The sequence below is a fragment of the Streptomyces sp. NPDC092296 genome (assembly GCF_044755465.1).
In the GTDB taxonomy this organism is placed as follows: Bacteria; Actinomycetota; Actinomycetes; order Streptomycetales; family Streptomycetaceae; genus Peterkaempfera.
This window is the reverse complement of the sequence record NZ_JBIVRB010000002.1, coordinates 455,823-477,543: the sequence shown is the minus strand read 5'-3', so window position 1 is coordinate 477,543 and position 21,721 is coordinate 455,823. Positions and strand designations below refer to the sequence as shown.

Here is a 21,721-nt window from a genome sequence, read left to right as displayed (position 1 = left end):
ACGCGAGAAACCGCGCCACCCCCCACGGCGATCCCAGGGGCGCGAGGAACTGCGCGAACAACCACCCCACAGGGGACACCCGCGCACCCCCAACAACCACCCACCCACCCCAGGGGCGCGAGGAACTGCGCGAACAACCACCCCGCAGGGGACACCCGCGCAGCCGATCAACCATGCACCACCCGAGGACACGGCCGACCGTAAGCGCGGCGCTCTACGAAAGTGGTCGGTTGCTCGCGCAGTTCCCCGCGCCCCTGACGGGGCCGACCCACCGTCCTGAGCGCTCTACGAAAGTGGTCGGTTGCTCGCGCAGTTCCTCGCGCCCCTGACGGGCCGACCCGCCGACCTGAGCGCTCCACCGGAGTGGTCGGTCGCGCCCCTGGCGGGCCGGTCAGCCGACGGAGGAGTAGGCGATGACGCCGCGGCGGAGGCTGTCGACGGCCTTGCGGGCCGTCTTGCGGAGGTCCTGGTCCTCGCCCGCCGCGTCCTGGATCTGCCCGAGCACGTCGATCAGCTGCTTGGTCCAGCGGACGAAATCCCCGGCCGGCATGTCCGCGTCCCGCAGCACCGAGTCCAGCCCCTGCCCGGACGCCCAGCGGAAGGCGGCCCAGGCGAAGCCCAGGTCGGGCTCCCGCTGGCCCACGCCCTCGGCGTTGGCCAGCCGGTGCTGCTCCTCCAGCGCGTCCAGGTGGCCCCAGAGGCGGATCATCTCGCCCAGCGCCTGCTTGCAGCCGCCCTCTGGCACCCGGGGCGCCACCGCGTCGTCCGCCTGCCGGGCCTCGTACACCAGCGCGGAGGCGCAGGCGGCCAGCTCGGCCGGGGTGAGGTCCCGCCAGACGCCCTCCCGGATGCACTCCGCCGCCAGCAGGTCCAGTTCGCCGTAGAGCCGGGCCAGCCGCTTGCCGTCGTCGGTGACGGTGTCGCCGCGCAGATAGCCCAGGTCGGTGAGCAGGCCGCAGACCCGGTCGAAGGTGCGGGCGATGGTGTGGGTGCGGGAGCGCATCCGGCGCTCCAGCTGGCCGGTGTCCCGCTCCAGGCGGTAGTACCGCTCGGCCCAGCGGGCGTGGTCCTCCCGCTGGTCGCAGCCGTGGCAGGGGTGCTGCCGCAGCTCGGCGCGGAGCCGGGTGATCTCCGGGTCGTCGGCGGCGGCGGCCCGGCCCCGGCGGTGGCGCTCCGGCTCCAGGTGCCCTGCCTTGGTACGCAGTGCGGAGGCCAGGTCGCGGCGGGACTGCGGGCTGCGCGGGTTGAACGACTTGGGGATGCGCAGCCGGTCGACCGCCTCCACCGGCACCGGGAAGTCGATCATCGCCAACCGTTTGACCTGCCGCTCGGCGGTGAGCACCATCGGGCGCGGGCCCTCCTGGAACTCGGGGCGGTGGCCGCCCCTGCCCTGCGGCGGCAGGCCCGGGTCCAGCACCAGGGCGAGCCCGGCGAACTTGCCCGCCGGGACGTGGATGACATCGCCGGGGCGCAGCTTCTCCAGTGCGTCGATGGCGGAGGCGCGCCGCTGGGCGGTGCCCTCCTTGGCCAGCTCGTTCTCCCGGTCCTTGAGCGCCCGGCGCAGCGCCGCGTACTCGTCGAAGTCCCCGAGGTGGCAGGTCATCGCCTCGCGGTAGCCCTCAAGGCCCTCCTCGTTGCGCTGCACCTGGCGGGCGATGCCGACCACCGAGCGGTCCGCCTGGAACTGCGCGAAGGAGGTCTCCAGCAGCTCGCGTGAGGTGTGCCGGCCGAACTGGGAGACCAGGTTGACCGCCATGTTGTACGACGGCTTGAAGGAGGACTTCAGCGGGTACGTCCGGGTGCCGGCCAGTCCGGCGAGCGCGGCCGGGTCCAGGGTGCGCTGCCAGAGCACCACCGCGTGGCCCTCGACGTCGATGCCCCGGCGGCCGGCGCGGCCGGTGAGCTGGGTGTACTCGCCGGGGGTGATGTCGGCGTGCGACTCGCCGTTCCACTTGACGAGCTTCTCCATCACCACGGAGCGGGCCGGCATGTTGATGCCGAGCGCCAGCGTCTCGGTGGCGAAGACGGCCTTCACCAGGCCCTGCACGAACAGCTCCTCCACCACCTCCTTGAAGGTCGGCAGCATGCCCGCGTGGTGGGCGGCGATGCCGCGCTCCAGTGCGTCCAGGAACTCGAAGTAGCCGAGGACGTGCAGGTCCTCGTCGGGGATGGCGGCGGTGCGGGCCTCGACCAGGGTGCGCACCCTGGCCCGGTCGGCGTCGTTGTTGAGCCGCAGCCCGGAGGCCAGGCACTGCTGGACGGCGGCCTCGCAGCCGGCCCGGCTGAAGATGAAGGTGATGGCGGGCAGCAGCCCCTCGGCGTCCAGGCGGTCGATCACCTCGACCCGGCTGGGCGTCCAGGCGCGGCCGGGCCGGCCGCTGGGCTGGGAGCGGCCCCGGCCCCGGGCGAAGCGGTCGCCCCTGCGGTCCTGCTCGGCGCGGGCCAGCCGGACCAGCTCCGGGTTGACGTCCTTGGACGGCGGCCGGGGCTCGCGGCGGCCGGAGCCGCCGCGCCGCTCGGTGGTGAACAGGTCGTACATCCGGTTCCCGGCCAGCACGTGCTGCCAGAGCGGCACCGGCCGGTGCTCGGAGACGATGACCCTGGTGCCGCCGCGTACGGTGTCCAGCCAGTCGCCGAACTCCTCGGCGTTGGAGACGGTCGCGGAGAGCGAGACCAGGGTGACCGACTCCGGGAGGTGGATGATGACCTCCTCCCAGACCGCGCCCCGGAAGCGGTCCGCGAGGTAGTGCACCTCGTCCATGACCACATAGGCGAGGCCGCTGAGGGTCTGCGAGCCCGCGTAGAGCATGTTGCGCAGCACCTCGGTGGTCATCACCACCACCGGGGCGTCGCCGTTGACGGTGTTGTCGCCGGTCAGCAGGCCGACCTTGGCCGCGCCGTAGCGCTTGACCAGGTCGGCGTACTTCTGGTTGGACAGCGCCTTGATCGGCGTGGTGTAGAAGCACTTGCGGCCCTCGCGCAGCGCGAGGTGGACGGCGAACTCACCGACGATGGTCTTGCCGGAGCCGGTGGGGGCGGCGACCAGGACGCCCTCGCCGCCCTCCAGCGCCTGGCAGGCGTCGACCTGGAAGGGGTCGAGCGGGAAGTCGTAGAGCTGGCGGAACTCGTGGAGCGCGGTGGCCTGCTCCCGGGCGCGGCGCTTGGCGTCGGCGTAGCGCTCGGCGGGTGACAGGGTCTCCGGGTCGGTCTCCGCAGGGCTCTGCGGACCGCTGGGGATGGCGCTGCTCATCGGCGTCACCTCTTCTTCCCGTAGGGGTGCTGCCCGCAGCGGGAGGGCGGGAGCGCATGCGGCGACGCCTGCGGCTGCGGGGCCGCGTCGGCCGGGGCCGGCGCCGGGGCGCAGCAAGTGTGGTCGGTGTGGTGAAGGAGCATCTCAAGGCTGAGGTTACCCGCCGGGACCGACATCGATGGCACAGTTTTCGCCGCTGATCCGTTGATCCGATCATCGGCGGCGCGGCCCGGTGCGGTGCCGGAGCGGGCGGCGGCCCCGGCGCGGGCTACCTCGGCGGTCGGCGGGCCGGGCGCGGGCCGCTCGGCTGCGGGACGCGCGGGCCGCTCGGCGGGCGGGGGGCGGTGGCGACGGGTTCGCGGTCCAGGTGGCGGCGCATGCAGTGCTCGGCCCCGGCCGCGTCGCCGGCCGCCATCAGGTCCAGCAGCTCCAGGTGCTCCCGGGCGACGGCGAGCAGTTCGCCGCAGTGGCCGGCGCCCGGTTCGGCGGCCGTACCGGAGCGCCTGCGCAGCTCCCCGGCGACCTCCACCAGGTGGCGGTTTCCGGTCAGGCCGAGCAGCGCCGCGTGGAAGCGGCGGTCCGCCTCCAGGCAGCCGGCGGCGTCGCCCTGCTCGGCGGCGGCGACCACCGCCAGGGCGAGCGGCCGCAGCGCGGCCAGCTGGTCGCGGCTGGCGGCGCGGGCGAGCCGGCCGGCGATGGGCACTTCGAGCAGGGCCCGGAGTTCGGCCAGTTCGGCGCGGTCGCGGTCGGTCGGCTCGGTGATCCGGAAGCCCTTGTTGCGTACCGGTTCCACCAGGCCCTCGCGGGCCAGGTCGAGCATGGCCTCGCGGACGGGGGTCGCGGAGACGCCGTACTCGGCCGCCAGCGCGGGCGCCGAGTACACACCGCCGGGCCGCAGCTCACCGGCGGCCAGCGCGGCGCGCAGCGAGCGCGCGACCTGGTCACGCAGCCGCTCCTGCACCGCGACGGCAGGGCGCCGTCCAGGGTCCGCCATGGCCGTGCCTCCCGGGGTCCGCGAGGCAACAGCGTACAAGGCCGCCGTTCGCGGTCCAGACCAGTCACCGTCCCGCCGGTCAGCCCTCGGCCAGCACCCGGACCGCCCCCGGCACCGCCTCGGCCGAGAGCGGCAGCAGCCCGATCCGCTCGCCGTCGGCGTATCCGGCCAGGTCGGGGGCTTCCAGCCGCACCGAGGCCGCGCGGTGCACCGAGACCAGCGGGTGGCCGACATGGGTGCCCCGGTAGACGCGGGGGAAGACCGTGAGCAGCCGGGTGCGGCTGCACGGGGCGACCACCGTGACGTCGAAGCGGCCGTCGTCCAGCCGGGCGCCGGGGCAGATCCGCATCCCGCCGCCGTAGGAAGGGGCGTTGCCGACCGCGATCAGGGTGGCGTCCAGGTCGTGGACCACCCCGTCCAGCACCAGCCGGTAGCGGATGGGCCGCAGCGCCGCCAGCTCGGCCAGCAGCGCCACGTCATAGCGCAGCCGCCCGCCGGGCCGGCTCATCCGGTTGGCCCGGTCGTTGACCCGGGAGTCCAGCCCGCAGGCCAGTACGGTGCCGAACCAGCGCTCCCCCGCCGCCGAGGCCACCCGGCCCAGGTCGACGGCGCGCCCGGCGCCGCCGCCGAGCACCCGGGCCGCGAGGCGGCCGGCCGCCGCCGGGTCGGCCGTCGGCAGGCGGAGGGCACGGGCGAAGTCATTGCCGGTGCCGGCGGGTATCACCCCGAGCGGTACGGCGGAGCCGGCCACCGCCTGGAGCGCCAGCCCGACCATGCCGTCCCCGCCGACCGCCACCAGGGCCCGCGCGCCGCCGCGCACTGCCTCCCGGGCCAGTTCCAGGGCGTGCGGGCCGTCCCGGCCGGCGAGCTGCCGCACGGTGAGCCCGGCCGCGCGCAGTGCGGCGGCGGCCGGTGCGGCCGCGCGGGCGCCCCGGCCGCGCCCGGCGGTCGGGTTGACCAGCAGAACGATCTCTCCGTGCACGGGCGCAACCTACCGGAGACGCCGGACGCCCCGGCGGGCGGGCTGCCTGCCGGGGCGTCGCGGGCGGCGGGGCGGCCCGCCGGGTGGCTCAGGTGATGTCGTCCAGCTGCTGGACGCGCTCCGGCTCCGCCGCGGCGCCGATCGGCTCGGCCGCGTCCACGGCGGCCGGTGTGAGGTCCAGCTGGGACGCCTCCTCGTCGCTGAGCGAGGAGTTGGGGTCGGCGGCGCGCACCCGGGCCCGGCGGCGGTCGTTCAACCAGGCGACCACGCAGGCCATGACGTACAGCAGCACGATCGGGCCCGCCAGCAGCAGCATGCTCACCGGGTCGGTGGTGGGGGTCGCGACGGCGGTGAAGACGGTGATCCCCATGACCATGCCGCGCCACCAGCCGGCCATCCGGCGGGCGCTGAGCACCCCGCCGAAGTTGAGCATGATCAGGATCAGCGGCAGCTCGAAGGAGAGGCCGAAGACGATGACCATCCGGGTGGCGATGTTGAGGAAGTCGTCGACGTTCTGGATGTTGGTCGCGTTGTGCGGGGTGAAGGACTGCAGGGTGGCGACCGTGGTCGGCAGGATGGTGTACGCGAACCAGGCGCCGCCGAGGAAGAGCGGGATGCCGAGGCCGAGGAAGGCGAGGCTGTACTTCTTCTCGTGCCGGTGCAGACCCGGCGCGACGAACGCCCAGAGCTGGTACAGCCAGACCGGGCTGGCGCCGATCAGGCCGGCCGTCAGCGAGACCTTGATGGCCAGGCCGAACGGCGACAGCAGGTTGGTGACGGCGATGATGCACTTCTCGCCGCCGGTGGCGCCGTTCATCTTGGCGCTGCACCCGTCGAGCGGGTGGATCAGGAAGTCGATCAGGTCGCGGTAGAAGAAGGCCGCGACGATGGTGACCACCAGGATGGCACCGACTGCCTTCATCAGGCGGTTGCGCAACTCACGAAGGTGGTCCCCGAGGGACATGCGCCCCTCGGGGTCCTTCGGTGTCTGGGCGGACTTCAGCAACCCCGGTCCTCGGCTCGTGCGGGGGGCGTGGCGTCCCGCCCGCGGTTCTGCTGGTGGTACGGCAGCGCGTGCTGCGCCGTGCCGGCGGGTCAGTGCCTGGCGGCGTCCCGCGGCGCGGCGTCCTGCGGCGCGGCGGCGGGCTCGCCGACCGGGCGGGCGGTGGCCGAGTCACCGGGGGCCGCCTGGATGGTCTTGGGCGCGGCGGCCGGAGCGGCGTCGGCCGGCTGCTCGGCGGCGGCAGCCGTGAAGTCGCTCTTCATGGCCTTGGTCTCGCTCTTCAGGATGCGCAGCGACTGGCCGAGGGACCGGGCCATGTCGGGAAGCCGCTTCGCACCGAACAGCAGCACGACGACCACGAGGATGAGGATGATCTCGGGGGCTCCGAGCCTGCCAAACATATGCGACTACCTTCTCACCGAGGCGGCGTTCGAGGGTCCGTGCACCGGTTCTGTCGCGGTGCGGGTCAGACGGGCCGACTGGTCCGCGTCCACTCCTGCGGGCGATCGTAGCCTGCGTGAATGAACGAGAGGCAATCCCCTGCGGTCCGCACGGCGGCGGCCCCCACCGCGCGTTTCAAGGGCCGCTCCCCGAGGGTAACGCGACGGAGCGGCCCGCACGAGGCCCACACGGGCGCCGGAGGGGTGCGGCCGGGCGCGCGCGCCCTGTGACGGGTGCCGGGTGCGGCGGGTCACGGGGCGGTGCCCGGGGCCGCACCGGCCGGGTGCCGCCCTCCGGTCGACGTAGCGGCGAGGGCGTCGCCCAGCGGGGCGGCGGCCCGCTCCAGGTCGGCGGCGGCTTTGGCGACCGCGCGGGAGGCGGTGTCCACCTCACGGGCGAGCCGCCGTACCGCCAGCCAGACCCGGAATCCGAACCAGCCCAGCACCAGCAGTCCGGCGGTGGCCAGGCCGGTGGCGCCGACGATCATCCATGGCATGGCGTCGAGCCTAGGGCATCGCGGCGGGGCCTCCCGGCTCCAGGTGCAGCCGCATGGTGCTGACCCCGGCGCCGGTCAGCGCGTCCACGATCCGCTCCCCCGCCGGTTTGCGCACCGCCGCCCCGCACTCCGGGCAGGTGAAGCTGTAGAAGGTGCGCTCCCGGGTGCGGCCGACGGCCAGGCGCAGCGCCTCGGCCCCCAGCTCCACCTTGCTACGGCACTCCGTGCAGAACGCCTTGAACCGCGTGGTCGTGGTCACGCGCGTACCGATCCTCTCCGGGCCGTGCGCCGGCCCAGCCCCGCCCGCTGGTCGTCCCCGCCGTCGGCCCTGCCCGGCTAGTCCGGTACGGGGGCCTCGGTGGCCCCGTACGCCGCCAGTGCCGCCAGCGCGGTGCTGCGGGCCTGGTCGGCCAGGTCGGCCGGGGCGACGATGCGTCCGTCGCGGCCCAGCCGCAGCGCCAGCCGGCGCAGCCCGGCGGGGTCGGGGGTGCGCAGGGTGATGCGCAGGCCGCCGTCGGGCAGTTCGACGGCCTCGTCATGGGTGTAGTACTCGGTCACCCAGCGGCCGGCCGGGCCGACCTCCAGGACCACCTCGGGGTCGTCGGCGGCCGGGTGCACCAGGCCCTCGGAGAGGTCGCGCAGCTCCAGCGGCGGCGGGTCGGCGGGGGCGTCCAGCACCCGGATGTCGGCCACCCGGTCCAGCCGGAACATCCGGCGGCCCTCGGAGACCCGGCACCAGCCCTCCAGATAGGTGTGGCCCTCGGTGACCAGCCGGATCGGGTCCACCTCACGGTCGGTCATGCCGCCGCGCCCGTAGGAGTAGTAACGCAGCCACAGCCGGCGGCGCTCGGACAGCGCCCGGTCCACGTCGGCGAAGACATGGCCCTCGGCCTCGAAGGTGACCCCGACCCGGGCGCTGCCCTGGGCGCTCTCGCCCGCCGCAGACTCGATCTTGGCGACGGCCCGGGTGAGCGCCTGCCGGTCGCGCTCGCGCAGCCCCGGCAGTCCGGCCACCGCTCGGGCCGCCACCAGCAGCGCGGTGGCCTCGTCGGCGGCCAGCCGCAGCGGCTGCGCGACGTCGTCGACGTTGTGCCACCAGATGTGCTCGCCGTCGGTGTCGATGTCCAGCAGGTCGCCGCCCCGGAAGCTGGTGCCGCACATCGGCAGCACATTGAGGTCCCCGATCAGCTCCTGCTCGGAGATGCCGAAGGCGCGGGCGACCTCGCCCACCCTGGCCCCCGGGCGTTCGCGCAGATAGGTGACCAGGGAGAGCATCCTGCGGGTCTGGTCGATGGCGTTGCTCACCGCTGTGCTCCCGGGGAGAGGGTCTCGGAGGTGGCGCCGGTGGCGGCGGGGTCCAGCCCGGCCACCGCCCGCAGCCGGGCGACCACGTCGGCGCGCAGGTCGTCCGGGCCGAGGACGACGACATCGGCGCCGAACTCGGCCAGCCAGGCGCCCAGGCCGTAGCCGTAGGGGATCTCCAGCTCGTCCCAGTCGGCGTCCAGCGGCACGGTGGCCAGCGCCTTGGCGCGCAGCGGGAAGGCCGCGCCCCGGCGCAGCCGGATGCGGGCGCTGGTGGTGGCGCCCTCGCCGGCGAAGCGGGCGACGTTCTCGCGTACGTCGACGTGGTCGGGGACGTCGGAGGTGAACCCGCCGGCCCGGGTGCGGACCCGGCCGGTGATCCGGCTGAGCCGGAAGACCCGGACGTCCTTGCGGTCGCGGTCCCAGCCGGCCACGTACCAGTGGCCGTGCCAGCACTCCAGCGCCCAGGGCTCGACGGTGCGCTGCTCGGGCTGCACGGCGCCGGCCTTGCGGTAGTCGAAGGAGACCGGGCGGCGGTCGCGGGCGGCGACCAGCAGCGGTTCGAAGGCGGCCTCGCGGGCCGGGATGCGCGGCTCCAGCGCGGAGTGCTCCGGGGCGGCGGCCTCGTCGAAGGGGACGCCGGCCGCCCGCAGCTTCTGCAGGCCGCCGCTGGCCGCGCCGGCCAGCCTGGCCTGCTGCCAGACCCGGGCGGCCAGGCTGAGCGCGGCGGCCTCCTCCGCGTCCAGGGCGATCTCGGGCAGCCGGTTGCGGTCCCGGCGGGCGACGTAGCCGATCTCGCCGTCCAGCGAGTTCTCGTCGATGTCGATGATCAGGCCGAGTTCCCGCAGGTCGTCCTTGTCCCGCTCGAACATCCGGTTGAAGGCGTCCTCGCTGCCGCCGGCGGACGCCTCGCGGTAGGCCTCGATGGAGTCCCGCAGCTCCTTCTTGGAGAGCGGGCGCCTGGTGTTCATCAGGCACAGCGCGAGGTTCATCAGCCGCTCTGCCTTGGCGATAGCCATCGCGGACCCTTCCGATGTGCTGCGGGGTGCGCCAGGGCGCCCACCGGACGGCGACGTCCGGCGCCACGACCGTACCGTTAGCGGCGCGAGCTGCGAAACCTGGACCCCAGGAGCCCCGCGCGCCGCTCGCGGGGTCCTCGGAGACGGCCGATGCCGCCCCCGAGGACCAGGGGCGGCATCGGTGCTGCGGGGTCGGATCAGACCGACAGCAGGTCCACCACGAAGATCAGCGTCTCGCCGCTCTTGATGGCGGGGGTGGGGCTCTGGTCGCCGTACGCCAGGCGCGCCGGGATGATCAGCTCGCGGCGGCCGCCGACCTTCATGCCGACGACGCCCTGGTCCCAGCCCTGGATGACCCGGCCGCCGCCCAGCGGGAAGCGGAAGGTCTCATTGCGGTTCCAGCTGGCGTCGAACTCCTCGCCCGTGCTGAAGGCCACGCCCACGTAGTGCACCTCGACGAGGTTGCCGGGCTTGGCCTCGGCGCCGTCGCCCTCCCAGATGTCGCGGATCTGGAGGTCGGTCGGCGGTTCGCCACCGGGGAAGTCAACCAGCGGCTTCTCGATGCTCACGATGCCTCTTTCCATGGCCCCGGCAGCTCCGGGGCTCGTCAGTACGTACGGTGCGGCGCGCCGCGCGGGCGGCCGCCCGCCCATTCTTACCCGGCCGCCAGGATGTCCACGACGAAGACCAGCGTCGAGTTGGCCGGAATGTCGCCCTGCGCCTGGTCCTTGTACCCCAGCGACGGCGGGATCACCAGCTCGACCCGGCTGCCCACGGTCTGGCCGACCAGCCCCTTGTCCCAGCCCTCGATGACCTGGCCACCGCCGGTGGTGAAGTTGAAGGCGGTGCCACGGTCCAGCGAGGAGTCGAACTTCTTGCCGTTGCTGTAGAGCAGGCCGGTGTACTGCACGACCACCTGCTGGCCGCTGGTGACCTTGGGCCCGTCGCCCTTGATCAGCACGGCGGACTTCAGCTTGGTCGGCGCGGGCACCCCCTTGGGGACGGTGATCTCCGCGGCCTTCTTGCCGTTGTCCTTGACCTGCGGCATGTCGGACGGCGCCGGGCTCGGCGTGCCGGAGACGATCGCCGCCGGGTCGGTGCTGCCGACGATGTCCACCACGAACAGCAGGGTGTCCGTGGCGCCGATGCCCAGCTGCTCGTTGCCCTGGGCGCCGAAGGCGGCGGCCGGCGGGGCCACCACCAGCACCCGGCTGCCGACCTTGCGGCCGGCCACGCTGCTGTCCAGCGCGGGGATCAGCTGGCCCCCGCCGGCCTGGAACATCTGCGGCCGGCCGTCCTTGTCGTAGGAGCTGGGGATGGACTTGCCGGTGCTCCAGTCGGTGGCCGTGTAGTCGACGGTGGTCCAGTCGTTCTTCTTCACCACCGGGCCGGTGCCCTCGGAGAGGGTCTTCACCACGAAGGTGCCGTCGGGCTTCTCCTTGGGCACGTCGATGGTGGCCTTCTTGCCCACCACGCCGCTGACCGCCGGGAGCACCTTGGCGGTGTCCTTGATCGGCGGCACCGGCTCCTGCGTGGGAGTCGGCTCGGCCGAGGCGCTGGGCGCCGGGTCGGCGTCGGCCGCGGCCACCTTGGTGTCGCCCGAATCCGACCGGTTGGCCATCCACAGGGTGATGCCGCTGCCGACCAGCAGGACCGCCAGTACGGTGCCCAGGATCACCCCGAGCCGGCCCACCCGGGGGGGCGCCTGGTCGTAGCCGGCCTCGGACAGCGGCTTGCGCCGCACGCTGGAGGCGAACACCTCCGGCTTCTCCTCGTCGGCCGGCGCCGCCCGGCGCCCGGTCTCGGCCTTCTGGACCACTATCGACTCGCCCGTGCCACCCAAGACCCCGTCCGGCCGCACTGCGGCGGGATCGCTGGTCGTGCGGGGGTCGTCCGGCCCCGGCGCGTTCTCAGACATGACTCCCCATCTCGCCGTTCCTGGCTCGCTGCTGCTCAGAGCGGCAGCAGTATGTCAGGTCTGTCTGGGAAAACGGCTGGGAGGCGGCCATGGACTACACGGCTTCGAGGATGTCGATGACGAAGACCAGCGTCGAGTTGGCCGGGATGGAGCCCTGCGCCTGGTCCTTGTAGCCCAGCGACGGCGGGATCACCAGCAGCACCCTGCTGCCCACGGTCTGCCCCACCAGGCCCTTGTCCCAGCCCTCGATCACCGCGCCGGCCCCGATCTGGAAGGCGGTGGCGCCGCCGTGCTCCCAGGAGGAGTCGAAGATGTGGCCGTTGCTCCACAGCGCCCCGGTGTACTGGGCGACGATGGTCTGCCCCGAGGTGACCTTGGGCCCGGTGCCCTTGATCAGCACGGCCGTCCTCAGCGCCTTGGGGGCCGCCTCGCCCTTGGGGATGGTGATGGTGGCCGCCTTCTTGCCGTTGTCCTTCACCTGCGGCATACCGGCCGGCGGCGGGATGCTCGCGCCGGAGAGCACGGTGTCCTGCGGTACGGCGTGCAGGATGTCCACCACGAAGATCAGGGTGTCGCTCGGGCCGACGCCCAGCGCGGTGCTGCCCTTGCTGCCGAAGGCCGCCGCCGGGGGCGCCACCACCAGCACCCGGCTGCCCACCTTGCGGCCCACCACGGTGCTGTCGAAGGCGGGGATCAGCTGGCCGGACCCGGCCTGGTAGAGCTGCGGCTTCTGCCCCTTGTCGTACGAGCTGGGGACCTCCTTGCCGGTCGTCCAGTCCTTGGCGGAGTAGTTGATCGTCACCCAGTCGGACTTGGCGACGGTCGGGCCGCTGCCCTCGGTCACCGTGGAGACCACGAACTTGCCGCTGGGCTTGCCCGCCGGGACGGTGATGTCGGCCTTGGCGCCCGCCGCGCCGGAGACGGTGGGCATCGGCGACGCGGACGGGACGGGCGTGGGCACCGGCTCCGCCGAGGCGGAGCCGGTGGCCGCGGGAGGGGCGGAGGGCGAGGTACTGCTCGATGCCTTGGAGCCACCGCCGCTGCCGCAGCCGGTGAGCACCAGGAGGGGCAGGACGAGCAGAGCGGCGATTCGGCGCACGGCGTTCCTCACTGTCGGTTACGCATGGTCGTCGGAGAGTCTCCGGACGACCATAGGTCCGACACCGCACCGCGTGAGGCAGGGCCGGGCCCGCGCTCCGCCGGACCGGTGATCAGTCATTCCATCCGATCACCGGTCCGAAGAGCGCGGGCCCGGCCCTGCCCCGGCGGGTCGCCGGCTCACATCCCGGCGATGAGCTTCTCCACCCGCTCGTCCTCCGAACGGAACGGGTCCTTGCACAGCACGGTGCGCTGCGCCTGGTCGTTGAGCTTGAGGTGCACCCAGTCCACCGTGAAGTCGCGGCGCTGCTCCTGCGCCCGGCGGATGAAGTCGCCGCGCAGCCGGGCCCGGGTGGTCTGCGGGGGCACCGACTTGGCCTGGAAGGTCTTGAGGTCGGTGGTCACCCGGTCGGCCTGGCCCTTGTTCTGGAGCAGGTAGAACAGGCCGCGGCGACGGTGGATGTCGTGGTAGGCGAGGTCGATCTGCGCCACCCGGGGATGCGACATGCTCATCCCGTTCTTCTCCCGGTAGCGCTCGATCAGCTGGTACTTCATCACCCAGTCGATCTCCTGGCCGACCTTGCCCAGATCCTCGGTGCGGACCGCGTCCAGGGTGCGGCCCCACAGGTCCAGCACCCGGTCCACGGTGCCGGTGCGGATGCCGCGCCGCTCGGCGAAGTCCACCGCCTTGGTGTAGTACTCCTCCTGGATCTCCAGGGCGCTGGCCTCCCGGCCGTTGGCGAGCCGCACCTCGCGGCGGCCGGTGAGGTCATGGCTGACCTCGCGGATCGCCCGGATCGGGTTCTCCAGGGTGAGGTCGCGCATCACGATGCCGGCCTCGATCATGCGCAGCACCAGGTCGGTGGCGCCGACCTTGAGCAGGGTGGTGGTCTCCGACATGTTGGAGTCGCCCACGATGACGTGCAGCCGGCGGTAGCGCTCGGCGTCGGCGTGCGGCTCGTCGCGGGTGTTGATGATCGGGCGGGAGCGGGTGGTCGCCGAGCTGACGCCCTCCCAGATGTGCTCCGCCCGCTGGCTGACGCAGTAGACGGCGCCGCGCGGCGTCTGGAGCACCTTGCCCGCGCCGCAGATCAGCTGCCGGGTGACCAGGAAGGGGATCAGGATGTCGGCCAACCGGGAGAACTCCCCGTGCCGGGCCACGAGGTAGTTCTCATGGCAGCCGTAGGAGTTCCCGGCGGAGTCGGTGTTGTTCTTGAAGAGGTAGACGTCGCCCGCGATGCCCTCCTCGTGCAGGCGTCGCTCCGCGTCCACCAGCAGGCCCTCGAGGATGCGCTCCCCGGCCTTGTCGTGGGTGACCAGTTCGGTGACGTCGTCGCATTCCGGAGTGGCGTACTCCGGATGCGATCCCACGTCGAGATAGAGGCGGGCGCCATTACGCAGAAACACATTGCTGCTGCGGCCCCACGAGACGACACGGCGGAAGAGGTAGCGCGCCACTTCGTCCGGGGACAGGCGCCGCTGCCCCCGGAACGTGCAGGTGACACCGTACTCGTTCTCCAGCCCGAAAATGCGGCGGTCCATGATGGGACTTTACGCTTCCGGACGCCTTCTGAAACCGTTTCGGGGACGGCGATTCGATCACGTCTCCCGGGAGTGCCTGGTACTGGACCGGTTGGCCTTGTCGATCGCCCGGACGAGTTCCGCCTTCTTCATCGACGAGCGGCCGGCGATGTGCAGCCGCTGCGCGACCTGGTACAGGTGCTCCTTGCTGGCGCTCTCGTCGACGCCGTGGGAGCTGCGGCCACCGGTGTTGCGGGGGCGGGCCGACTGCGGGTCGGAGGGGCCCTTGCGGCCCTTCTCCTTGGGCTCCCAGTGGTCGCCCACCTTCTCGTGGGTGTGCTTGAGCGCGCCGAAGGCCGTGCGGTGGGCGCGCGCTCCCTCGCCGTACTCCCGCACCGCGCTGTCGTGCGTCTTCACCCAGGTGTCCTGGGCCTTCCTGCCGGAGCGGCGCAGGGTGGAAGGCATGTCCTCGCGGCCGGGCATTGCGGCTCACCTCCGTGATCGCGATCTCTCTCGCCGGGGCGCCTGCCCGGGGTCGCGGACCGGAAACGAGCATGCCGGAGGGGCGCGCCACCTCGGTGGCGCGCCCCTCCGGCGCAGCGGTCAGAGCAGCGGCTCGTCCGGTCCGGCGGACTCGTCGCCGCCGGGCGCCCCGCCGTCCTCGGGCGTGTCGGGCTCGTCCGGCTCCGGGGCGACGGGGGCGTCCCCGTCGGCCAGCAGCCGGCTGAGCTCGGCGCCGAGCACCCGCTTGAACTTCCGCTTCTGGGGGCGGCCGCGGTCCAGCACCGCGACCTCCAGCTGCTCATGGGTGATGGTGCGGGGGGTGCCGCCGTTGGGGTCGCGGGCCAGCGAGTCCACCGCCACCTTGACCGCCTCGGCCAGGGTGAGGCCGGGGCGGTGGCGCTGGCCCAGGTAGTTGCCGATGGAGTCGGCGTTGCCGCCGACCACCACGCTGTTGTGCTCGTCCACCACCGAGCCGTCCGGCGTCAGCCGGTAGATCTGGTCGTCGTCGGGCGTCTTGCCGACCTCGGCCACGATCAGCTCCACCTCGTACGGCTTCTCGCCGACCGAGGAGAAGATGGTGCCCAGCGTCTGGGCGTAGACGTTCGCCAGGCCCCGGGCCGTGACATCGGCCCGGTCGTAGGAGTAGCCCCGCAGGTCGGCGTAGCGGACGCCCCCGAGGCGCAGATTCTCGAACTCGTTGTAGCGGCCGACCGCCGCGAAGGCGATGCGGTCGTAGATCTCGCTGACCTTGTGCAGCGCCCGGGAGGTGTTCTCCGCCACGAAGACGATGCCGTCGGTGTAGGTGAGCACGACCACGCTGCGGCCCCGCGCGATGCCCTTGCGGGCGTACTCGGCGCGGTCCGCCATGGCCTGCTGGGGTGAGACGTAGAACGGCGTCGACACCGGCTGTCGTCCCCTTCTGTCAGGTGGGTCCGGGCTGTGGGGCCCGGGGAATGGGCGGGGATGCGGCGGAGGGCCGCAGCGGCTAGAGCAGCGGGGCCTGCGGGCCGTCGGGCTGCTCCAGGCGCCTGGCGGTGACGGATCGGGCGATCTCGGAGACCTCCTCCTCGGGCAGCCTGCGGAAGCCGTCCTCGGTGACCAGGGCCACGATGGGGAAGATCCGCCGGGCGAGGTCCGGGCCGCCGGTGGCGGAGTCGTCGTCCGCCGCGTCGTACAGGGCCTGGACGACCAGCGTGGCGGCCTGCTCCGGGGCGAGGCCCTCGCGGTAGAGCTTCTTCAGCGAGCCACGGGCGAAGACCGACCCGGAGCCGGTGGCGGCGAAGCCGCGCTCCTCGGAGCGGCCGCCGGTGACGTCATAGGTGAAGATCCGGCCCCGGCCGAGGTCCAGGTCGTAGCCGGCGAAGAGCGGGACCACGGCCAGGCCCTGCATCGCCATGCCGAGGTTGCCCCGGATCATGGTGGAGAGGCGGTTGGCCTTGCCCTCCAGCGAGAGCTGGGCGCCCTCGATCTTCTCGTAGTGCTCCAGCTCCAGCTGGAACAGCCGCACCATCTCCACCGCCAGGCCCGCGGTGCCCGCGATGCCGACGGCGGAGTACTCATCGGCCGGGAAGACCTTCTCGATGTCGCGCTGCGCGATCACATTGCCCATGGTGGCGCGGCGGTCACCGGCCAGCACCACGCCGCCCGCGAAGGACGCCGCGACGATGGTGGTGCCGTGCGGCGCCTCGATCGTGGCCGGGGGCCCGACCGGCGGCCGGCGGCCGGGCAGCAGCTCCGGCGAGTGGGCGGCCAGGAAGTCGATGAACGACGAGGACCCGGGGGTCAGGAAGGCAGCCGGTAGACGCCCGGTGCCGTGAGTGTTGGCTTCCACACGATCCCTTCCGAAGAGGCGGCGGCCCGCCGCAGCAGTTGGCACGGACCCTACCCGTTTCATGGTCACGATCCACGCGATCGGCTCGGCCGAGATGAATGCGGGTGGTAATCCGCGGAGCATTCACCGGAATGAGGCCGGTGAATGCTCCGCGAGGTGGTCCGACCCCCGTATCGGACATATGGGTGTTACTCGCCGCCCTTCTGGACAAAGCCTCGCACGAAGTCCTCGGCATTCGACTCGAGCACCTCGTCGATTTCGTCCAGAACGGCGTCGACGTCGTCGGAGAGCTTCTCCTGCCGCTCCTTGAGTTCCTCGGAGCCCTGCGCCTCGGGCGCCTGCTCCTCGACCTCCTCGGAGGAGCGGTTGGCCCGCTGCTGGCCGCCGGTCTCGTTGGTCGCCATTTCCCTCACCCCGCTCGCTTGGATTGCGATACTGGACAGACCCTACATACGGGCTGTGACAAGCGCCTGCACCCTCCTCAACGTCGGGCGCTCACCTCGATCATTCCCACCCTGAGGCGCCTTCACTCTTCGTGACCGCAAGGAGACGCTCCGGACCCGGCGCTCAGCCGCCGGAGAGCACCCGGACCAGGTCCTCGGCGGTGCGGCAGCGGTCCAGCAGCGCCTTGACGTGCTTGCGGGTGCCGCGCAGCGGCTCCAGGGTGGGCACCCGCTGGAGCGAGTCCCGGCCGGGCAGATCGAAGATCACCGAGTCCCAGGAGGCGGCCGCGACATGCTCCGCGTACTGCTCCAGGCAGCGGCCGCGGAAGTACGCCCTGGTGTCCTCCGGCGGCTTGACGGCCGCCCTGGTGACCGCCTCCTCGTCCACCAGCCGCTCGAAGCGGCCACGGGCCACCAGGCGGTTGTACAGGCCCTTCTCCGGCCGGACGTCGGAGTACTGCAGGTCGACCAGGTGCAGCCGGGGACTGTCCCAGCCCAGGCCGTCGCGCTGGCGGTAGCCCTCCAGGATCTCCTTCTTGGCGACCCAGTCCAGCTCGCGGCTGAGGCTCATCGGGTCGCGCTCCAGCCGGCCCAGCACACTCTCCCAGCGGTCCAGCACATCCCGGGTCTGCGGGTCGGCGTCGGCGCCGTACCGGTCCTCGACGTACTTGTGGGCCAGCTCGCAGTACTCCATCTGGAGCTGGACCGCGGTGAGGGTACGGCCATTACGGAGGGTGACCAAACGCTTGAGCGTCGGGTCATGGGAGACCTGGTGCAGGGTGCGGACCGGCTGGTCCACCGCCAGGTCCACCGCGATGAAGCCGTCCTCGATCATGGAGAGCACCAGCGCGGTGGTGCCCAGCTTGAGGTAGGTGGAGATCTCCGACAGATTGGCGTCGCCGATGATCACATGCAGCCGGCGGTAGCGGTCGGCGTCGGCGTGCGGCTCGTCGCGGGTGTTGATGATCGGCCGCTTGAGGGTGGTCTCCAGCCCGACCTCGACCTCGAAGTAGTCGGCGCGCTGGCTGATCTGGAAGCCGTGCGCCGAGCCGTCCTGGCCGATGCCGACCCGGCCGGCGCCGCAGACCACCTGTCGGGAGACGAAGAACGGGGTCAGATGGCGGACGATGTCGGCGAACGGCGTCGCCCGCTTCATCAGGTAGTTCTCATGGCAGCCGTAGGAGGCGCCCTTGTTGTCGGTGTTGTTCTTGTACAGGTGGATCGGGTGGCTGCCCGGCAGCTCGGCGGCGCGGGCGGCGGCGGCCGCCATGACCCGCTCACCGGCCTTGTCCCAGAGCACCGCCTCGCGCGGATTGGTGGTCTCCGGCGCGCTGTACTCCGGATGGGCGTGGTCCACGTAGAACCGGGCGCCGTTGGTCAGGATGATGTTCGCCAGCCCGATGTCCTCGTCGGTCAGCTGGCTGGAGTCCGCACTGTCGCGGGCGAGGTCGAAGCCCCGGGCGTCCCGGAGCGGATTCTCCTCCTCGAAGTCCCACCGGGCCCGCCTCGCCCGCTGCATCGCCGCCGCGTAGGCGTTGACGATCTGGGACGAGGTGAGCATGGCATTGGCGTTGGGGTGGCCCGGCACCGAGATGCCGTACTCCGTCTCGATCCCCATCACGCGCCGTACAGACATGCGGCCCTCCTTGCCCGGCGCCGCGCCCCGACCGGGTACGGCGCTGCCCTTGAGCCTAGAACCCCCGGCGGACATCGGGCGGGTCGTCCGCCGCGCACGCCGTCCGGCTGCGGGGCTCGCGAGCCCCGCAGCCGGACGGCGATGACGGTCGTGCGGCAGCCCGTCCGGGCGACCGGTGCTACAGGTACTGACCCGTGTTGGCCACGGTGTCGATGGATCGGCCGGACTCGGCGCCCTGCTTGCCGGTGACGAGCGTGCGAATGAAGACGATCCGCTCGCCCTTCTTGCCGGAGATGCGGGCCCAGTCGTCCGGGTTGGTGGTGTTGGGCAGGTCCTCGTTCTCCTTGAACTCGTCCACGCAGGCGGCGAGCAGGTGGGAGACGCGCAGACCCTTCTGGCCGTGGTCGAGGAAGTCCTTGATGGCCATCTTCTTCGCCCGGTCCACGATGTTCTGGATCATCGCTCCGGAGTTGAAGTCCTTGAAGTACAGGACCTCCTTGTCACCGTTGGCATAGGTGACCTCCAGGAAGCGGTTCTCCTCGGTCTCGGAGTACATCCGCTCCACCACCGACTGGATCATGGCCTCGACGGTGGCGCCGGTCGAGGAGCCATGCTCCTTGAGATCGTCGGGGTGCAGCGGCAGGGTCGCCTTGAGATACTTGGAGAAGATGTCCTTGGCCGCCTCGGCGTCCGGACGCTCGATCTTGATCTTGACATCGAGCCGGCCCGGCCGCAGGATCGCCGGGTCGATCATGTCCTCGCGGTTGGAGGCGCCGATGACGATGACGTTCTCCAGGCCCTCCACACCGTCGATCTCGGCGAGCAGCTGCGGGACGATGGTGTTCTCCACGTCCGAGCTGACACCCGAGCCACGGGTGCGGAAGAGCGACTCCATCTCGTCGAAGAAGACGATGACCGGGGTGCCCTCGCTGGCCTTCTCACGGGCACGCTGGAAGACCAGGCGGATCTGCCGCTCGGTCTCGCCCACGTACTTGTTGAGCAGCTCCGGACCCTTGATGTTCAGGAAGTAGCTCTTGCCCTGCGGACGGCCGGTGACCTCGGCGACCTTCTTGGCCAGCGAGTTGGCCACCGCCTTGGCGATGAGCGTCTTGCCGCAGCCGGGCGGGCCGTAGAGCAGCACGCCCTTGGGCGGCCGCAGCTCGTACTCCTGGAACAGCTCGGCGTGCAGGTAGGGCAGTTCGACGGCGTCGCGGATCTGCTCGATCTGGTTGGTGAGGCCGCCGATCTGCCGGTAGTCGATGTCGGGGACCTCCTCCAGGACCAGTTCCTCGACCTCGGACTTGGGGATCACTTCATAGACGTATCCGGAACGCGGCTCCAGCAGCAGGGCGTCGCCCGCCCTGAGCGTGAGGTCGCGCAGCGGCTCGGCGAGCCGGACCACCCGCTCCTCGTCGGTGTGTCCGACCACCAGGGCGCGCTCGCCGTCCTCAAGGACCTCCTTGAGGCTGACGATCTCGCCGAGGGACTCGAACTCCAGCGCGTCCACGACGTTGAGTGCTTCGTTGAGCAGGACCTCCTGGCCGCGCCGGAGGTCCTCCAGGTCGATTCCGGGGCTGACGTTCACCCGCAGCTTGCGGCCGCCGGTGAAGATGTCCGCCGTGCCGTCCTCGACGGCTGCGAGGAAGGTGCCGAATCCGGCGGGGGGCTGGGCAAGCCGATCCACCTCCTCCTTGAGGGCCACGATCTGGTCGCGGGCCTCTCGGAGGGTGGCGGCGAGGCGTTCGTTCTGGGCCGTCACACCGGCCAGGTTGGTCTGGAGCTCGACAACGCGCTCCTCCAGGATCCTGGAGCTGCGCGGCGAGTCGGCGAGCTTGCGGCGCAGGACGGCGATCTCCTGCTCAAGGAACGAGACCTGCGCGGCCTCCTCGGAACCCCGAGCCGGCCTGCCGGTGCTGCGGTTGTAGTCGTCTTCGTGGGCTGCCACGGTCCTCACCTCCTCCGGGGGAGCTGGACGCTTCCAGACCCTACCTGTGCCGGGGGTCGTGTAAACCCCTAGATCAGAAAGACGGAAGGGGCGTGTCCGATCTTCACCCTTGCGCGCTTCCCCTCGCCAGGGAGATACCCAGCCGACACCTGCGGAAAGCGGCCGGATGTATCGTCGATCAGGTCAATGCGCGATCGATGCCGCCGCAACCGGTCCGATCGTTGTACGAATGGCGGGAATGCCCCCAGCGGGGGACGACTCAGGACAGAAACGGCAGGCGAGATGTCCGTGACCGATGAGCCCCTCGAAGTGTGGATCGACCAGGATCTCTGCACGGGGGACGGCATCTGCGCGCAATACGCGCCGGAGGTCTTCGAACTGGACATCGACGGCCTGGCCTATGTGAAGGGCGCGGACGACGAGTTGCTCCAGCAGCCGGGCCAGACCGCGCCGGTGCCGCTGACACTCCTTCAGGACGTGGTCGACTCCGCCAAGGAGTGCCCCGGCGACTGCATCCACGTCCGCCGGGTGCAGGACCGCGTCGAGGTGTACGGGCCGGACGCCGAGTAGCGACGCGGGCGTCAGGGCGCCGCGATCTGGGCGCGCACCCAGTGGTCGCCGTTGCGGGCCCAGCTGAGGATCAGACTGACGTCGGGGCAGCAGCGCGGCACATCACCGGTGGAGTAGCCGCTCACATCGGCGGTGACGGTGCCGTCGTCGCCCGGTTCCAGGGACAGGACGGAGAAGTTCTCCGCCGGGCGGACCAGGGTCGCGGCGACCGTCGGGGCGCTCTGGCCGTCCGGCCCGGCGGACAGGACGTAGACGCCGTCCGACGGGGTGCCGTTGGTGCCGTCGCAGTGGGCGGCGGCCACCGTCTCCGGGCGGCCGTCGCCGTCCAGGTCGCGGGCGAAGCTGTGCGCCACCTTGACCGGAAATGAACCACAGTCCAGCGGCAGGGCGGCCTTGGCCGGGTCCGGGGCCACCGCCACCGGGGCGGCGGGCGCGGGCGACGTCTCCGGGCCGCCGGCCGGGCGGCGGGCCAGCGGGGCGCCCTGCGCGGGCGCCACGACCACCGCCGCGGCGATCACCGCGCCGATCGCGGCCGCGGTGGCCACCCAGTGCACCGGGCCGGAGTGGGCGTGCGCGGGCCCGCTCCCGCGCTGCCGCGCGTCGGCGTGCGGCTCCTCGGCCGCCCCGGCTGCTGCGTCCACCTGGTGCTCCCCTCCACCGGCGCGGTGCCCATCCGTCAGTACGCCGGGCATCCGTACACCGGGCATCCGTACACCGGGCATCAGCACGCCGGGCATCGGCGCGACGGGCCTGTGATGTGGAGCAGAT

At 72.2% G+C, this 21,721-nt stretch carries 21 protein-coding genes; 1 reads left to right on the top strand and 20 read right to left on the bottom strand.

The window, feature by feature from the left end:
* Positions 1–391 precede the first annotated feature (391 nt).
* The 19 genes from ACIQGZ_RS09715 to arc all read right to left on the bottom strand — a co-directional run bounded on the left by ACIQGZ_RS09715 (position 392) and on the right by arc (position 20,383).
* On the bottom strand, positions 392–3,250 hold the full coding sequence (locus tag ACIQGZ_RS09715; protein WP_402600512.1) for a DEAD/DEAH box helicase: 2,859 nt from the start codon (positions 3,248–3,250) through the stop codon (positions 392–394).
* 268 nt (positions 3,251–3,518) lie between these two features.
* The gene (locus ACIQGZ_RS09710) at positions 3,519–4,244 is read right to left on the bottom strand and encodes a GntR family transcriptional regulator (protein ID WP_402600510.1); all 726 of its coding nucleotides are present in this window, start codon (positions 4,242–4,244) and stop codon (positions 3,519–3,521) included.
* A 79-nt stretch (positions 4,245–4,323) separates the two neighbouring features.
* Positions 4,324–5,226 (bottom strand): diacylglycerol kinase, encoded by a 903-nt coding sequence (locus ACIQGZ_RS09705; RefSeq protein ID WP_402600508.1) that lies wholly within the window; start codon positions 5,224–5,226, stop codon positions 4,324–4,326.
* Positions 5,227–5,314: 88 nt separating this feature from the next.
* Positions 5,315–6,232: a twin-arginine translocase subunit TatC gene (gene tatC, locus ACIQGZ_RS09700; protein ID WP_402600507.1), complete on the bottom strand. Its 918-nt coding sequence runs from the start codon at positions 6,230–6,232 to the stop codon at positions 5,315–5,317.
* Between the two features lie 89 nt (positions 6,233–6,321).
* Entirely contained in the window at positions 6,322–6,630 is a 309-nt protein-coding gene (gene tatA, locus ACIQGZ_RS09695; RefSeq protein WP_402600506.1) for a Sec-independent protein translocase subunit TatA, read from the bottom strand.
* A 290-nt stretch (positions 6,631–6,920) separates the two neighbouring features.
* Complete coding sequence (locus tag ACIQGZ_RS09690) at positions 6,921–7,166, bottom strand: hypothetical protein (protein WP_402600505.1); 246 nt, start codon at positions 7,164–7,166, stop codon at positions 6,921–6,923.
* A gap of 10 nt (positions 7,167–7,176) precedes the next feature.
* On the bottom strand, positions 7,177–7,437 hold the full coding sequence (locus ACIQGZ_RS09685) for a hypothetical protein (protein ID WP_402600747.1): 261 nt from the start codon (positions 7,435–7,437) through the stop codon (positions 7,177–7,179).
* Positions 7,438–7,502: 65 nt separating this feature from the next.
* The gene (locus ACIQGZ_RS09680; protein WP_402600746.1) at positions 7,503–8,441 is read right to left on the bottom strand and encodes a helix-turn-helix transcriptional regulator; all 939 of its coding nucleotides are present in this window, start codon (positions 8,439–8,441) and stop codon (positions 7,503–7,505) included.
* A gap of 26 nt (positions 8,442–8,467) precedes the next feature.
* The gene (locus ACIQGZ_RS09675) at positions 8,468–9,487 is read right to left on the bottom strand and encodes a helix-turn-helix transcriptional regulator (RefSeq protein WP_402600503.1); all 1,020 of its coding nucleotides are present in this window, start codon (positions 9,485–9,487) and stop codon (positions 8,468–8,470) included.
* Between the two features lie 197 nt (positions 9,488–9,684).
* The gene (locus tag ACIQGZ_RS09670; protein ID WP_402600502.1) at positions 9,685–10,056 is read right to left on the bottom strand and encodes an FKBP-type peptidyl-prolyl cis-trans isomerase; all 372 of its coding nucleotides are present in this window, start codon (positions 10,054–10,056) and stop codon (positions 9,685–9,687) included.
* A gap of 86 nt (positions 10,057–10,142) precedes the next feature.
* Complete coding sequence (locus ACIQGZ_RS09665) at positions 10,143–11,405, bottom strand: FKBP-type peptidyl-prolyl cis-trans isomerase (protein WP_402600500.1); 1,263 nt, start codon at positions 11,403–11,405, stop codon at positions 10,143–10,145.
* Between the two features lie 94 nt (positions 11,406–11,499).
* A complete protein-coding gene (locus ACIQGZ_RS09660) occupies positions 11,500–12,504 on the bottom strand; it encodes an FKBP-type peptidyl-prolyl cis-trans isomerase (protein WP_402600499.1) in 1,005 nt (334 codons plus the stop codon).
* 179 nt (positions 12,505–12,683) lie between these two features.
* Entirely contained in the window at positions 12,684–14,045 is a 1,362-nt protein-coding gene (pafA, locus tag ACIQGZ_RS09655; protein ID WP_402600498.1) for a Pup--protein ligase, read from the bottom strand.
* Positions 14,046–14,102: 57 nt separating this feature from the next.
* Positions 14,103–14,507: a ChaB family protein gene (locus ACIQGZ_RS09650; RefSeq protein ID WP_402600496.1), complete on the bottom strand. Its 405-nt coding sequence runs from the start codon at positions 14,505–14,507 to the stop codon at positions 14,103–14,105.
* A 120-nt stretch (positions 14,508–14,627) separates the two neighbouring features.
* A complete protein-coding gene (gene prcA, locus ACIQGZ_RS09645; RefSeq protein ID WP_402600495.1) occupies positions 14,628–15,431 on the bottom strand; it encodes a proteasome subunit alpha in 804 nt (267 codons plus the stop codon).
* Positions 15,432–15,513: 82 nt separating this feature from the next.
* On the bottom strand, positions 15,514–16,359 hold the full coding sequence (gene prcB / locus ACIQGZ_RS09640; RefSeq protein ID WP_402600493.1) for a proteasome subunit beta: 846 nt from the start codon (positions 16,357–16,359) through the stop codon (positions 15,514–15,516).
* 188 nt (positions 16,360–16,547) lie between these two features.
* The gene (locus ACIQGZ_RS09635) at positions 16,548–16,763 is read right to left on the bottom strand and encodes a ubiquitin-like protein Pup (protein WP_402600492.1); all 216 of its coding nucleotides are present in this window, start codon (positions 16,761–16,763) and stop codon (positions 16,548–16,550) included.
* 163 nt (positions 16,764–16,926) lie between these two features.
* Entirely contained in the window at positions 16,927–18,438 is a 1,512-nt protein-coding gene (gene dop, locus ACIQGZ_RS09630) for a depupylase/deamidase Dop (RefSeq protein ID WP_402600490.1), read from the bottom strand.
* Positions 18,439–18,616: 178 nt separating this feature from the next.
* Positions 18,617–20,383, bottom strand: coding sequence for a proteasome ATPase (arc, locus tag ACIQGZ_RS09625; RefSeq protein WP_402600488.1), 1,767 nt, complete (start codon positions 20,381–20,383; stop codon positions 18,617–18,619).
* Positions 20,384–20,665: 282 nt separating this feature from the next.
* Here arc and ACIQGZ_RS09620 point away from each other — a divergent pair, with 282 nt between their 5' ends.
* Positions 20,666–20,953 carry a ferredoxin gene (locus ACIQGZ_RS09620; protein WP_402600487.1) on the top strand — a complete coding sequence of 96 codons (288 nt, stop codon included), beginning with the start codon at positions 20,666–20,668 and terminating at the stop codon, positions 20,951–20,953.
* An 11-nt stretch (positions 20,954–20,964) separates the two neighbouring features.
* Here ACIQGZ_RS09620 and ACIQGZ_RS09615 read toward each other — a convergent pair whose 3' ends face one another.
* Positions 20,965–21,594 carry a hypothetical protein gene (locus tag ACIQGZ_RS09615; RefSeq protein ID WP_402600485.1) on the bottom strand — a complete coding sequence of 210 codons (630 nt, stop codon included), beginning with the start codon at positions 21,592–21,594 and terminating at the stop codon, positions 20,965–20,967.
* Between the last annotated feature and the right edge of the window lie 127 nt (positions 21,595–21,721).

What these genes read in the sequence shown, in the direction of transcription:
- ACIQGZ_RS09715 (WP_402600512.1), bottom strand. Translation starts at nt 3,250, where the DNA reads ATGAGCAGCGCCATCCCCAGCGGTCCGCAGAGCCCTGCGGAGACCGAC.
- ACIQGZ_RS09710 (WP_402600510.1), bottom strand. Translation starts at nt 4,244, where the DNA reads ATGGCGGACCCTGGACGGCGCCCTGCCGTCGCGGTGCAGGAGCGGCTG.
- tatA (WP_402600506.1), bottom strand. Translation starts at nt 6,630, where the DNA reads ATGTTTGGCAGGCTCGGAGCCCCCGAGATCATCCTCATCCTCGTGGTC.
- ACIQGZ_RS09690 (WP_402600505.1), bottom strand. Translation starts at nt 7,166, where the DNA reads ATGCCATGGATGATCGTCGGCGCCACCGGCCTGGCCACCGCCGGACTG.
- ACIQGZ_RS09680 (WP_402600746.1), bottom strand. Translation starts at nt 8,441, where the DNA reads ATGCTCTCCCTGGTCACCTATCTGCGCGAACGCCCGGGGGCCAGGGTG.
- ACIQGZ_RS09675 (WP_402600503.1), bottom strand. Translation starts at nt 9,487, where the DNA reads ATGGCTATCGCCAAGGCAGAGCGGCTGATGAACCTCGCGCTGTGCCTG.
- ACIQGZ_RS09665 (WP_402600500.1), bottom strand. Translation starts at nt 11,405, where the DNA reads ATGTCTGAGAACGCGCCGGGGCCGGACGACCCCCGCACGACCAGCGAT.
- pafA (WP_402600498.1), bottom strand. Translation starts at nt 14,045, where the DNA reads ATGGACCGCCGCATTTTCGGGCTGGAGAACGAGTACGGTGTCACCTGC.
- ACIQGZ_RS09650 (WP_402600496.1), bottom strand. Translation starts at nt 14,507, where the DNA reads ATGCCCGGCCGCGAGGACATGCCTTCCACCCTGCGCCGCTCCGGCAGG.
- ACIQGZ_RS09635 (WP_402600492.1), bottom strand. Translation starts at nt 16,763, where the DNA reads ATGGCGACCAACGAGACCGGCGGCCAGCAGCGGGCCAACCGCTCCTCC.
- dop (WP_402600490.1), bottom strand. Translation starts at nt 18,438, where the DNA reads ATGTCTGTACGGCGCGTGATGGGGATCGAGACGGAGTACGGCATCTCG.
- ACIQGZ_RS09620 (WP_402600487.1), top strand. Translation starts at nt 20,666, where the DNA reads ATGTCCGTGACCGATGAGCCCCTCGAAGTGTGGATCGACCAGGATCTC.